Origin of the sequence: Nocardiopsis sp. NPDC058789 (genome assembly GCF_042745575.1) — a bacterium.
Lineage (GTDB): Bacteria > Actinomycetota > Actinomycetes > Streptosporangiales > Streptosporangiaceae > Nocardiopsis > Nocardiopsis eucommiae.
Genome location: NZ_JBHYOW010000007.1, coordinates 98,684 through 111,326, shown reverse-complemented (window position 1 = coordinate 111,326; position 12,643 = coordinate 98,684). Strand labels below are relative to the sequence as shown.

Sequence of the window (12,643 nt, the reverse complement as noted above, 5' to 3'; positions counted from 1 at the left end):
ATCCTCGTACTAGTCCCGGGTTCCGAAGAACCTCTGGGCGGCCCCGATGGCCTCCACCAGCGCGTCCACGTCCTCCAGCGTGTTGTAGAGGTAGAAGGACGCGCGTGTGGTCGCGACGATACCGAGCTTGCGGTGCAGAGGCCAGGCACAGTGGTGGCCCACCCTGACCTCGACGCCACGGTCGTCCAGGACCTGGCCGAGGTCGTGCGGGTGGATGTCGTCCACCACGAACGACACCGCGCCGCCCCGGTCGACCGCCTCGGTCGGGCCCACGATCCGCACGCCCTCGATCGCGCCCACCCGCTTCAGCGCGTACGCGGTGAGCTCGTGCTCGTGCGCGGCGACCCGGTCCATGCCCACCTCGGAGAGGTAGTCACACGCCGCGGCCAGGCCGACGGCCTGCGGGGCCATCGGCACACCGGCCTCGAAGCGCTGCGGCGGATCCGCCCAGGTCGAGTGGCTCATGTGCACGACGCCGATCATCGAGCCGCCGCTGATGAAGGGCGGCATGGCCGCGAGCAGCTCCCGGCGCCCCCAGAGCACGCCGATCCCGTTGGGACCGAGCATCTTGTGCCCCGAGAAGGCCAGGAAGTCCACGTCGAGTTCACGGACGTCCACCGGCATGTGCGGCACCGACTGGCAGGCGTCCAGCAGCACCAGCGCGCCGACCTCACGGGCCCGCGCGGTGATCGGGGCCACCGGGTTGACGGTCCCGAGCACGTTGGACTGGTGCGCGAACGCCACCAGCTTCGTGCGCACGTTGACCAGTTCGGTCAGGTCCGACAGGTCCAGTCGGCCCTCGTCGGTCACCGGGAACCAGCGCAGCGTCGCGCCGGTGCGCTGGCAGAGCTGCTGCCAGGGCACCAGGTTGGCGTGGTGCTCCATCTCGGTCACGACGATCTCGTCGCCGGGACCGACCTGGAAGCGGCGCAGGCCCTCGTCCGCCGTGGCCGCGTTGCTCATCGCGTACGCGACCAGGTTCACCGCCTCGGTGGCGTTCTTGGTGAAGACCACCTCGTCGGCGTCGGCGCCGACGAACCTGGCGATCGTCTCCCGCGCCGACTCGTAGGCGTCGGTGGCCTCCTCCGCGAGCTGGTGCGCCCCACGGTGCACCGCCGCGTTGTGGCGTTCGTAGAACCCGCGCTCGGCGTCGAGCACCTGGCGCGGTTTCTGCGAGGTCGCCCCGGAGTCGAGGTACACCAACGGGCGCTCGTCACGGACGGTCCGGGAGAGGATCGGGAAGTCCTCCCGGATCGCCTTCGTGTCGAGCGGAGCCGTGTCGGGCTGACCGGGCTCGCGGAGGGTCATGGTTACGCGCCCGCCTTCACGAACCGCTCGTAGCCCTCGGCCTCGAGGACGTCGGCCAGCTCCGAACCGCCGGACTCGGCGATGCGGCCGCCGGAGAAGACGTGCACGAAGTCGGGCTGCACGTACTTCAGGATGCGGGTGTAGTGCGTGATCAGCATGACGCCGAGGTCGTTGCTCTCCTGGGCGCGGTTGATGCCCTCGGAGACGATCTTGAGCGCGTCGACGTCCAGACCGGAGTCGGTCTCGTCCAGGATCGCGACCTTCGGCTTGAGCAGCTCCAGCTGAAGGATCTCGTGGCGCTTCTTCTCACCGCCGGAGAAGCCCTCGTTCACGCCGCGGGCGGCGAAGGACGAGTCGATGGACAGGTCCTTCATCGCGCCCTGGAGCTCCTTGGAGAACTGGCGGAGCTTGGGAGCCTCGCCGCGCACCGCGCTGACGGAGCTGCGCAGGAAGTTGGACATGGAGACACCCGGGACCTCGACCGGGTACTGCATGGCGAGGAAGACGCCGGCACGGGCCCGCTCGTCCACCTCCATCTCCAGGATGTTCTCGCCGTCGAGGAGGACCTCGCCCTCGGTGATCTCGTAACGCGGGTGACCCGCGATCGCGTAGGCGAGGGTGGACTTGCCGGAGCCGTTGGGGCCCATGATGGCGTGGGTCTCACCGGAGTTGATGGTGAGGTCAACGCCCTTGAGGATCTCCTGCCGCTCGTCCTCGTTGATGAGGACGTCGGCGCGCAGACCGCGGATTTCGAACTTCGTCATTTCAGGCCTCAGGAATTCTTGTCATCCAGCGACACGAGCACGTCGTCGCCGTCGATCTTCACGTCGTAGGTGGGGACCGGCTGGGTGGCGGGCGGGTTGACCGGCGCCCCCGAGCGCAGGTCGAAGCAGGAGCCGTGGAGCCAGCACTCGAGGGTGCCGTCCTCGACCTCGCCCTCCGAGAGGCGGACCTCCGCGTGCGAGCACACGTCCCGCAGCGCGTAGACCTCACCCTCGGTGCGCACCAGCGCGATGGGGGTCTCGTCGTCGGTCTCGATCCCCAGGACACCTTCCTCGGGGATCTCGTCGAGTTCCGCGACCTTGACCCAACCGCCCTGCTCACTCATGTGCGGCAAGCTTTCGCTCGACCTTCTCCATGACGTGGTCGCGCAGGTCCTGGTCGTCGATGCGGTTGACGATGTCCAGGAAGTAGCCGCGGATGATGAGGCGGCGGGCCTCCTCCTCCGGGATACCGCGCGAACGCAGGTAGAAGAGGTGGATGTCGTCGAGCCGCCCGCTGGCGCTGGCGTGCCCGGCGCCCGCGACCTCACCGGTGAAGATCTCCAGGTTCGGCACGGAGTCGACACGGGTGTCGTCGGTGAGCTGGAGGTTCCGGTTGTTCTCGTAGGAGTCCGTACCGGTGGTCCCCTCGCCGATGATCACGTCACCGATCCAGACCGCGTGGGCGTCCTTGCCGCTCAGCGCGCCCTTGTAGTCCACCCGGGAGCGGGTGTTGGAGACGTTGTGGTCGATCAGCGAGCGGTGCTCGTGGTGCTGACCGTCGCCGGCGAAGTAGAGCCCGTAGAGCTCGGCGTTGCCGCCGCGGTCGTCGTAGGACACGCGCGGCGACAGACGCACGAGGTTCCCGCCGAGGGTGATGACGATCGACCGGAAGCTGGCGTCCTTGCCGACACGCGCGTTGTGCTGGCTGACCTCGACGGCGTCGTCGTCCCACTCCTGGAGAGTGACCAGCGTGAGCTTGGCGCCCTCGCCGACGTGGACGTCGAGGCTCCCCGCACGGACACCGCTACCGGTGTTCGTGATGATCACGGTGACCTCGGCCAGCGGCTTGACGTCGATGAGCAGCTGCTCGAACGCGGTGCCGCCCAGCCCCTTGCGGTCGATGGTGATCGCCTTGTCGGCGGCCAGCGACTGCGGAACGGTGACGACGGTGGCCTTCTCGAACGAGGTGTAGGCCTGCGCGATCACGCGGTTGACGGGCAGACCCGCCTTGCCCAGACGCTCGTCGTCACGGCCGACCGTCTCGACGGTGACGCCCTCGGGGGCGTCCACGGAGACCTCGTCCGCGCCGTCGGCGGAGCCCTTCCAGTCGTGCAGCCCCTTGAGGCGGCGCAGCGGGGTGAACCGCCACTCCTCCTCACGCCCGTTCGGGACGGGGAAGGCCTCCACGTCCTTGGAGCCGTGCGTGTCGAGCTTCGAGACAGGAATCTGCCCCAGCCCGTGGCTGTGCGCCTTGGGCTCTGTGTTCGCGGTCGTCAACTTATCCCACCGATCCTTCCATCTGGAGCTCGATCAGACGGTTGAGCTCCAGTGCGTACTCCATCGGGAGCTCCCGTGCGATGGGCTCCACGAATCCTCGGACGACCATGGCCATGGCCTCTTCCTCGCCCATCCCCCGGCTCATCAGGTAGAAGAGCTGGTCCTCGCTGACCTTGGAGACGGTGGCCTCGTGCGCGAGCTCGGTGTCGTCCTCGCGCAGGTCGTTGTAGGGGTAGGTGTCGGAACGGCTGATGGTGTCGATCAGCAGCGCGTCGCACTCCACCGAGGACTTGGCGAGGTGGGCGCCCTCCTGGACCTGGATCAGGCCGCGGTAGGAGGAGCGACCGCCGCCGCGCGCCACCGACTTGGAGACGACCTTGGAGGAGGTGTTGGGCGCGCAGTGCACCATCTTGGCGCCGGTGTCCTGGTGCTGGCCCTCACCCGCGAAGGCGATCGAGAGGGTCTCACCCTTGGCGTGCTCGCCCATCAGGTAGACGGCCGGGTACTTCATGGTGACCTGGGAGCCGATGTTGCCGTCGACCCACTCCATGGTCGCGCCCTCTTCGGCGATGGCGCGCTTGGTGACCAGGTTGAAGACGTTGTTCGACCAGTTCTGGATGGTCGTGTAACGGCAGCGGGCGTTCTTCTTGACGATGATCTCGACGACCGCGGAGTGCAGCGAGTCCGACTTGTAGATCGGCGCGGTGCAGCCCTCGACGTAGTGGACGTAGGCGCCCTCGTCGACGATGATCAGCGTCCGCTCGAACTGGCCCATGTTCTCGGTGTTGATCCGGAAGTAGGCCTGGAGCGGGATCTCCACGTGCACGTTCTTGGGCACGTAGATGAACGACCCGCCGCTCCACACGGCGGTGTTCAGCGCGGCGAACTTGTTGTCACCGGCCGGGATGACGGAGCCGAAGTACTCCTCGAAGATCTCCGGGTGCTCCTTGAGGGCGGTGTCGGTGTCCAGGAAGATGACACCCTGCTCCTCCAGGTCCTCGCGGATCTGGTGGTAGACGACCTCGGACTCGTACTGGGCGGCGACACCGGCGACGAGGCGCTGCTTCTCGGCCTCGGGGATGCCCAGCCTGTCGTACGTGTTCTTGATGTCCTCGGGCAGGTCCTCCCAGGAGGTGGCCTGCTTCTCCGTGGACCGCACGAAGTACTTGATGTTGTCGAAGTCGATCTTGGACAGGTCCGCGCCCCAGTCGGGCATGGGCTTCTTGCCGAAGAGCTTCAGCGACTTGAGGCGGAGCTTGGTCATCCACTCCGGCTCGCTCTTCTTGTCCGAGATGTCCCGGACGACCTCTTCGTTCAGGCCACGACGGGCCGAGGCTCCGGCCACGTCGGAGTCGGCCCAGCCGTACTCATATGTTCCGAGCCCTTCGAGCTCGGGGTGCGCGACAGAAGTCATGCGCGGACTCCTCCTGGACTCAGACGTCCCTCTGGTGAACTGAGCCGCCCGCCCGCTGGCGGATGGCCTTCTTGGACGCGGGGGTGCCGTCCTCCCCGCTCGCCCCGTCCCCCCGTGGGGTGACGTGCGTGGTGCACACACCGTCGCCGTGGGCGATGGTGGCCAACCTGCGCACCGGGGTGCCCAGTAGCCGCGCGAAGGCCTCGATCTCGGCCTCACAGAGCTGCGGGAACTCGGCGGCCACGTGCGCGACGGGGCAGTGGTGCTGGCACAGTTGGTCGCCGCCACCCGGCGCGGGCGCCTGGCCCGCGGTGGCGGCGTAGCCGTCGTTGGAGAGCGCCTCGGCCAGCAACCGGACCCTTTGTTCCTGGGGAACGGCGTCCAGCAGGGGCTTGTAGCGCTGCTCCAGGTCAGCGACCTGACTCCGGGCGAACTCGCCGACCGCCTCGGGACCGGAGGTCCGCGCCAGGAAGCGCAGGGCGTTGGAGGCGAGATCGTCGTAGGCGTGGACGAAGGCGTCACGCCCGGCTTCGGTGATGGCGAAGACCCGGGCGGGGCGGCCCCGGCGACGACGGCCGTGCGTGGGCCGCGCGTCACGGGCCTCGACCATGCCCTCGACGGTCAGGTTGTCGAGGTGGCGGCGGATGGCCGCCGGGGTGAGTCCGAGCCGTTCCCCCAGCGAGGAGGCGGTGATCGGACCCTTCTCCAGGATGAGCCGGGCGACGCGGGCGCGGGTCCCGTGGTCGGGTCCGCTCAGGGGTCGGGGCGCACCGGGCGTACCGGACAGGTCCGACACAGTGTTCCCCTCCCGCTCGTCACTCGGCTCTCGGTTTAGACAACATCAGTGTGGCTTAAATAAGTCCACCTAGGCAAACCCGGCTCGATGCGCTTGATCACGAAGGTCAGGCTTGCCTAATCTGGGACTTCACGCGAAGGTCACACACGGACACCCTTTTCGGCCACCCCGCAGTCGAACCGCTTTCCCACTCAGCGAGACCGCGGTATCACCATCCGACCATTGTCGTGGTCGGAACGCCGGGAGAAACCTGGCGGGAGCCCCGGTCCGGCGCGCCACCCCCACGCGGCCGACACCACGGCCACCCAGGTCACAACCAGCAACCATGCGCCATTCTTCCACCATCAGCACCACACGCACCCCGTGTTCCGGTTGTCCGAAGTGGGACGTTCGGTCCGTTCCCGATCCCGGTCGTCTCCCCGAAAGGCGGGGTGGTGAAGCGCGGAGGCCCGACGCACGTAAACTCAGGCCCCATGGACACACCCGCCGTCGAGGTCGTCGACCTGGTCAAGCGCTACGGCGCCACCACGGCCGTCACCGGCCTCACGTTCACCGCGCGCCGCGGCGCGGTGACCGCCCTGCTCGGCCCCAACGGCGCGGGCAAGACCAGCACCATCGAGATCTGTGAGGGCTTCCGCCACGCGGACGGCGGGAAGGTACGGGTCCTGGGGCTCGACCCGGTCGCCGACGCGACGGAGCTCAAGCCCCGCGTGGGCGTGATGCCCCAGTCCGGCGGGGTGCCCACCGGAGCCCGCGCCGCCGAGTGGCTGCGGCTGATGGCCTCCTTCCACGCCACGCCGGTCGACCCCGACCTCCTCCTGGAGCGCCTGGGCCTGACCTCCGTGTCCGGCACGCCCTTCCGCCGCCTGTCCGGAGGCCAACAGCAGCGCCTCTCCCTGGCCTGCGCCGTGGTCGGCCGCCCGGAGCTGGTCTTCCTGGACGAACCCACCGCCGGGCTCGACCCCCAGGCGCGTATGGCCACCTGGGGCCTGGTCGCCGCGCTCCGCGAGGCCGGAGTGGCGGTGATCCTGACCACGCACTACATGGAGGAGGCCGAGCGGCTGGCCGACCACGTCGTCATCATCGACCGGGGCGCGGTGGTCACCGAGGGCACCCCCGCCGAACTCACCCAGGGACGGCGCGAGGTGCGCTTCTCCACCTCCGCTCCGGTGGACGCCGGGGCGCTGGAGGCGGCCCTGCCCCCCGGTGGCCGTGTGAGCGCCACCGACACCGGCGGTCGGCACGAGTACTCCGTGGCCACCGACGACCCCGACGACCTCGGCCCGGAGTTCCTGGCCGCGATCACCGCCTGGTGCGCCTCGTCCGGCGTCCTCGCGGAGGACCTGCGCGTTCGTCGGCGTACCCTCGAAGACGTCTTCCTCGAAACCACAGGCCGGGAACTGCGCGACTGATGACCGAGCACACCTCAGGGACGGCCGCGTCCGCCGTCACCGACGCCCCGACGCCCGCCCTCGACGCGCGCCTGTTCGCCCCGTCTCCCGGCGCCGCCCCGATGTGGCGGATGATCGCCGCCCAGGCCGGGATGGAACTGCGGGTCATGCTGCGCCACGGCGAGCAGTTCCTGCTGACCATGGTCATTCCCGTCCTGCTGTTGGTGGGGTTCAGCCTGGTCGACGTCCTCGACGTCGGCGAGGGGGCGCGCGTGGACGCGCTGACCCCCGGCGTGCTGGCGCTGGCGATCATGTCCACCTCCTTCACCGGTCTGGCCATCGGGACCGGGTTCGAGCGCCGCTACGGGGTCCTCAAACGCCTCGGCGCCACCCCGCTGTCGCGGTTCGGGCTGCTGGCCGCCAAGACCATCGCCGTGCTCGGCGTGCAGGCCATCCAGATCACCGTGCTGTGCGTGGTGGCGCTGTTCCTGGGCTGGGCGCCGTCGCTGGAGCCCGTGGGCGTGCTCTCCGTGCTCGCCCTGGTACTGCTGGCCACGGCCGCCTTCAGCTCACTCGCCCTGCTGATGGCGGGCACGCTGCGCGCGGAGGCCACCCTGGCCGGGGCCAACCTCGTGTACGTGCTCATGCTGGGTCTGGGCGGGGTCCTGTTCCCCACGAGCAGCTTCCCCGGCCCGATGGAGCAGGCCGTGTCGGTCCTGCCGATCACCGCGCTCGGCGCCGGTCTGCGCGCCGTGCTCACCGACGGGTCCCTGCCCGGCCTCGGCGCCTTCGCCGTACTGGCCGCGTGGACGCTGGTCACCGGTTTCCTGGCCTCCCGCCTCTTCCGCTGGGAATAGCGACGGCATTCCGGTCCGGTCTCCGTCACGGAGGGTCCGCGCCCTAGGGTGTCGGTCATGACCATCGACATCGACGCGGTGACCGCGATCCTCCGCGAGACCGCCGCCTCCACGATCCTGCCCCGCTTCGGGGCGTTGTCCGAGGACGAGGTGTCGGAGAAGTCGCCTGGCGAGCTCGTCACCGTGGCCGACCGCGAGGCCGAGGTCCTGATCGGTCGCAGGCTCCGCGAGCTGGTCGACGCGCCGGTCGTGGGTGAGGAGGCCACCTCCGCCGACCCGGAACTGGTCGGAGCCCTGAGCAAGGAGCCCTCCGCCTGGGTGGTCGACCCGGTGGACGGCACCCGCAACTTCGCCCAGGGTGACGACCGGTTCGCCGTGATGGTGGCGCTGGTCCGCGACGGCCGGGCGGTGGCCTCCTGGATCCTGCGGCCGACCGAGGACGCCGTCCACGCGGCCGAGCTCGGTTCGGGTGCCTGGCTCGACGGGACGCGGCTGCGCCGCGCGCCCTCCCCCGCCGCCCCGGCCGACCTGCGGGGCATGGCCCAGCGCCGCTTCCTGTCCCCGGAGGAACGCGAGCGCGTGGAGACCGCCGCCCCTGACTTCGCCCGGTTGGACGGCGGCTCCGGCTGCGCGGGGGTGGACTATCCGCGACTCCTCGCGGGTGAGCTGGACTTCATGCTGTTCGCCGATCCCCTGCCCTGGGACCACACGCCCGGGGGGCTGCTGCTCTCGGAGGCGGGCGGGGTGAGCCTGCGGCCGGGAGGCGCCCCGTACCGCCCCGACGAGGCCGGACGGCTCCTGCTCACCGCCGCCGACGAGCGGACGTGGCGGACGGCCCGGTCACTTCTGCTGGCTCACTGAACCGAGCCCGCCCGGTGGCCCCCGCTGCGAGCACGGCCCCGGACACGACGACCAGCACCGCCCCGGCCAGCGAATAGCCCGCCTCCGCGGGGACCGTGGTGAGGAACGGGCCCACGGCCGCCGCACCCACCGACGCACCCGCGTTGTGCGCGGTGTTCACCCAGTTCCCGGCACGGGTCCGGTACCCGTCCGGCACCGACGCGTCCGCGAGCAGATAGGCCGTCGTGATGATCGGCGCCGTACACGCGCCGACCACGAACAGCAGCGCCGCCAGCGCGGAGACCCCCGGGACCAGCGCGGCCGCCGCGACGCCGCCCCCCAAGGCCAGCCCGAGCAGGGCCAGCCTGACCCGTGGTCCGGTACGCCAGGTGAGGGCCCCGTAGGCCAGACCCCCGAGCGCGCTGCCCGCCGCCTGGGCGGCCTCCACCAGGACCACGGCCTCGACAGCGCCGGTCCGCTCCGCGAACGCGACGTTGAGCAGGCCGACCGAGCCCAGGGTCAGCCCGGTGGCCGCGGAGGTCGCGACGGCGGAGAGGAAGCCCCCGCGTGCGGTGAGGCGCGGAGGCTCCGGCTCGGACCGCCCGGGTGCGGTCCGTACCTCCGCCACGGACCGGGCGGCGGGTGCGCGACCGACGGCACGCGGGCGACGCGCGGCCGGTGAGGTCACCAGGCCCACCGTCCCGACCACGACGAGGAGCGCCCCGAGCGTGAGTCCGGCCGCGGGAGGGCCGACCCGCATCAGTGCGCCCAGGATCAGTGGACCGGTGAGGAAGATCAGCTCCTCGGCGACGGTGTCGAGGCTGTAGGCCCGCTGGAGCAGGTCCCGGTCCCGTACCAGTCGGCTCCAGACGGTGCGGGTGACCGGTCCGAGCGGGGGCGCGCTGGCCCCCGCGACCGAGGTGAGAGCGGCCAGGAGCCCGAGGTGCCCGCCCGGGTGCCAGGAGGCCGCCGCGAGCCCCACCAGGGCCAGCCCGTGGAGGCCCGCCATGGGGGTCAGGGCCCGGAGCGGACCGTATCGGTCGACGAGCGCGGCCCGTGACGGCGAGAGGACGGTGGCGGTGAGGCCGAACAGGCCCACGACCAGACCGACGTCGGTGTAGGACCCGGTGGTGCGGAAGACGGACAGGACGAGGGCCAGCGAGACCATCCCGTACGACAGGCGGCCCAGAAGGGCGGGGACGAGGAAACGGGGGACCCCCGTGACGCGCAGGACGGCACGGTAGGTCGGCGCCCGGTGGGGCGGGGTCATGGATGTTCTCCGTCAGGGACGGGCGGCGCGCGGGGCGCCGCGAGGTGCGTGGACGCCGGGGGGCCACGGGCTCGGCCGTGGTCGGGGCGTCGGTCTACGCACGAGGGGAGAACATGCTCACGAGGGTAGCAAGCGGGGGCCGGTCGTCATCGCGGCGGTCGCCCTCCCGTCATCCCTCGATCGGGAGGAGGCGCCACTTCTGGTGGGCGTGGCCGCCGTCCTCGGCCTGGGCGACCAGGGTGCCGTTGTCGGGAGCGCCGCCCTGCCCCTCCAAGGCCAGGCCGGAGGCGCGGTTGAGCAGGCGGATCTCTCCCTCGCCGCTCTCGACCACACGCCACTGCTGGTTGTGCTCGCCGGTGCGTGTGAGCAGGGCCGATCCGGGCTGGGCCGCCTCGTCGGAGGGGATCTCCAGCAGCTTTCCGCTGCCCACGCCGACGATCTCGTAGTAGTCGTCCTCCACGTGCGTGAAGCGCCACTGCTGGTGGGGCTGGTCGTGGCGGTCCCACAGGTGGACCGGGGCGCCGTTCTCGGCGGAGCCGCCCGCCACGTCCATGACGCGGTCACCGTGCACGCTCTGGAGGACGTAGACCAGTTCGGGGTCGAGGCCCGCCGGGTGGGCGACCTCCTCCTCTTCCTCCTCTTCCTCCTCGGGCTCGTCCTCGTCGTCGGGACCGCCCGGGGGCTCGACGAGGATGCCCGAGGTCACCGACATCTCCTCGGGCTCGTCGCCCTCGGCGACGAACATCCCGGCGACGTAGCCGCCGAGCCCGACCGCCAGGACCAGCGCCAGGGCACCGGCGAGGATCGGCCACCGGGGTACGTACGACTCCTGGCTGGCGGGTCGCTGGGCACTGCGTCGGGAGGACATGGCGGAGACTCTCCTGCGGGAACGGGGCCGCCCGTGGTCTCGGGCTCGGACCATTTCACACCACGGGTCCACCTCGGCGCACGTTCGGGCCGCCTGAGCACTCCCGTCCCGTTCCTCCCGGTACGGCACGGCGGCGGCCGTCTGGCCCTCGATAGGGTGACCGACCATGGAAGCCATCGGAGTCCCCTGGTTCATCGTGGTCCGCCACCTGGGACCGCCCCTGTTCCTTCTCCTGGCGGGCGGGGCGCTTCTCGTGTGGCGACGGCCCGCCCGGGCCTGGCTCGTCTGGGCGGGGCTCGCGGTGAACCTGGTGGCGGCCGCGCTTCCGTTCCTGTGGATCGGGGTCCAGATCCTCACCGGGCGGGGCGACCTCACGGTGATCGGACTGGTGATGACGCTGCTGCAACCGGCCACGGTGGTCCTGGCCTGGTCGCTGCTCCTGCTGGCGCTGGTGTCCCAGCCCCGGGCCGGTGCGGTTTCCCCCGTGGCCTCGGGGAACGAGGGGACCCACGGGGCGGAGAGGGCGCCACAAAACGTAGGATGACTCACCATGAGTTCCCGGAGCGGCTCCACGAGCCTCCTCTCCCCCGGCGCCGTCCTGGGGTCCCTGCCCCCGGTCTGGCTGGTCATGGTCAGCATCGTCTCGGTGCAGACCGGCGCGGGCGTGGCCAAGAACCTGTTCGAGGTCCTTCCTCCGGCCGCCGTCGTGTGGCTGAGGCTGCTCACCTCGGCGGTACTCCTGTGCCTGCTGGTCCGGCCCGCGCTGCGGGCGCGCAGCCGTGCCGACTGGATGGTGGTGATCGGCTACGGCGTCGCCCTGGCCTCGATGAACTACTTCATCTACCAGGCCTTCGCGCGCATCCCGCTGGGCATCGCGGTCACCATCGAGTACCTGGGCCCGCTGGCCATCGCCATCCTGGGCTCACGCCGCCGCGTGGACCTGCTGTGGGCGGGTCTGGCCGGACTGGGCGTGGCCGCGCTGGGCGTCGAGTTCCGTGAGCTCGACCCGGTGGGCGTGCTGTTCGCGGTGCTGGCCGCCGTCGCGTGGGCGGGCTACATCCTGCTGAGCGCGGCCACGGGGCAGCGGTTCAGCGGCGCCTCGGGGCTGGCGATCGCCAGCGTCGTGGGCGTGGTGGTGCTGGCCCCGGCCGGGATCGTCGAGGGCGGCGCGGCCCTGCTGGACTGGCGGCTGCTGCTGATCGGTCTGGCCGTGGGCGTGCTCTCCTCCGTGGTGCCCTACACGCTGGAGCTGAACGCGCTGCGCCGCATGCCGCCGAGGGTCTTCGGGGTGCTGATGAGCCTCCAGCCCGCGGCCGCCGCCCTGGTGGGACTGGTGCTGCTGGGTGAACTGCTGAGCGTGTGGCAGTGGCTGGCGGTGGGGTGCGTGATCACCGCGAGTGCGGGTGCGACCCGGACCTCCGCCAACCGCGAGGCCCGGGAGCGGACGGAACGTGACCAGACCAACACGGATGCGAGTGGGGACAACTAGAGGCCAAGGCCGTGCGCCCGCGTCCATGGGACGGAAGATCACTGCCACGGATCCGGCAAACCTCGTCCGTCAGGAGTTTCCGTCCGGCCGCGACCGGCAATTCTTGCCTCTGGGACGGCCGACCCATTCCTGAGCACTCGCACTCAAAA

The 12,643-nt window shown here is 70.7% G+C and carries 13 protein-coding genes; 5 read left to right on the top strand and 8 right to left on the bottom strand.

The window, feature by feature from the left end:
• Positions 1 to 9: 9 nt before the first annotated feature.
• Genes ACFW3L_RS12020 through ACFW3L_RS11995 form a run of 6 tightly spaced genes read right to left on the bottom strand, consistent with a single transcriptional unit; the run spans position 10 to position 5,779 of the window.
• On the bottom strand, positions 10 to 1,308 hold the full coding sequence (locus ACFW3L_RS12020) for a cysteine desulfurase (protein WP_378739278.1): 1,299 nt from the start codon (positions 1,306 to 1,308) through the stop codon (positions 10 to 12).
• A gap of 2 nt (positions 1,309 to 1,310) precedes the next feature.
• Positions 1,311 to 2,072, bottom strand: a complete 762-nt coding sequence (gene sufC / locus ACFW3L_RS12015) for a Fe-S cluster assembly ATPase SufC (RefSeq protein WP_378739276.1) — start codon at positions 2,070 to 2,072, stop codon at positions 1,311 to 1,313.
• An 8-nt stretch (positions 2,073 to 2,080) separates the two neighbouring features.
• On the bottom strand, positions 2,081 to 2,416 hold the full coding sequence (locus ACFW3L_RS12010) for a non-heme iron oxygenase ferredoxin subunit (RefSeq protein ID WP_378739274.1): 336 nt from the start codon (positions 2,414 to 2,416) through the stop codon (positions 2,081 to 2,083).
• Positions 2,409 to 3,569: a Fe-S cluster assembly protein SufD gene (sufD, locus tag ACFW3L_RS12005; RefSeq protein WP_378739272.1), complete on the bottom strand. Its 1,161-nt coding sequence runs from the start codon at positions 3,567 to 3,569 to the stop codon at positions 2,409 to 2,411. The genes ACFW3L_RS12010 and sufD overlap by 8 nt, the downstream gene beginning before the upstream one ends.
• 1 nt (position 3,570) lies before the next feature.
• A complete protein-coding gene (gene sufB, locus ACFW3L_RS12000; protein WP_378739270.1) occupies positions 3,571 to 4,983 on the bottom strand; it encodes a Fe-S cluster assembly protein SufB in 1,413 nt (470 codons plus the stop codon).
• A 19-nt stretch (positions 4,984 to 5,002) separates the two neighbouring features.
• A complete protein-coding gene (locus ACFW3L_RS11995) occupies positions 5,003 to 5,779 on the bottom strand; it encodes a helix-turn-helix transcriptional regulator (protein WP_378739268.1) in 777 nt (258 codons plus the stop codon).
• 473 nt (positions 5,780 to 6,252) lie between these two features.
• Here ACFW3L_RS11995 and ACFW3L_RS11990 point away from each other — a divergent pair, with 473 nt between their 5' ends.
• The 3 genes from ACFW3L_RS11990 to ACFW3L_RS11980 are packed head-to-tail and all read left to right on the top strand — an operon-like array spanning position 6,253 to position 8,888.
• On the top strand, positions 6,253 to 7,191 hold the full coding sequence (locus tag ACFW3L_RS11990; protein WP_378739265.1) for an ABC transporter ATP-binding protein: 939 nt from the start codon (positions 6,253 to 6,255) through the stop codon (positions 7,189 to 7,191).
• Positions 7,191 to 8,027, top strand: coding sequence for an ABC transporter permease (locus tag ACFW3L_RS11985; protein WP_378739261.1), 837 nt, complete (start codon positions 7,191 to 7,193; stop codon positions 8,025 to 8,027). Before ACFW3L_RS11990 ends, ACFW3L_RS11985 begins: the two co-directional genes overlap by 1 nt.
• Positions 8,028 to 8,084: 57 nt before the next feature.
• Positions 8,085 to 8,888 carry an inositol monophosphatase family protein gene (locus ACFW3L_RS11980; protein ID WP_378739259.1) on the top strand — a complete coding sequence of 268 codons (804 nt, stop codon included), beginning with the start codon at positions 8,085 to 8,087 and terminating at the stop codon, positions 8,886 to 8,888.
• Here the strand turns inward: ACFW3L_RS11980 and ACFW3L_RS11975 are convergent.
• Positions 8,830 to 10,137, bottom strand: a complete 1,308-nt coding sequence (locus ACFW3L_RS11975) for an MFS transporter (RefSeq protein WP_378739257.1) — start codon at positions 10,135 to 10,137, stop codon at positions 8,830 to 8,832. The two genes, ACFW3L_RS11980 and ACFW3L_RS11975, sit on opposite strands and share 59 nt — an antisense overlap.
• 169 nt (positions 10,138 to 10,306) lie before the next feature.
• A complete protein-coding gene (locus tag ACFW3L_RS11970) occupies positions 10,307 to 11,005 on the bottom strand; it encodes an RICIN domain-containing protein (protein ID WP_378739255.1) in 699 nt (232 codons plus the stop codon).
• Positions 11,006 to 11,171: 166 nt separating this feature from the next.
• On the opposite strand from ACFW3L_RS11970, the gene ACFW3L_RS11965 reads away from it, so the two are divergent.
• Together ACFW3L_RS11965 and ACFW3L_RS11960 are read left to right on the top strand one after the other, a co-directional pair.
• Complete coding sequence (locus tag ACFW3L_RS11965) at positions 11,172 to 11,549, top strand: hypothetical protein (RefSeq protein ID WP_378739253.1); 378 nt, start codon at positions 11,172 to 11,174, stop codon at positions 11,547 to 11,549.
• Between the two features lie 6 nt (positions 11,550 to 11,555).
• Positions 11,556 to 12,494: a DMT family transporter gene (locus ACFW3L_RS11960; protein WP_378739251.1), complete on the top strand. Its 939-nt coding sequence runs from the start codon at positions 11,556 to 11,558 to the stop codon at positions 12,492 to 12,494.
• Positions 12,495 to 12,643 lie beyond the last annotated feature (149 nt).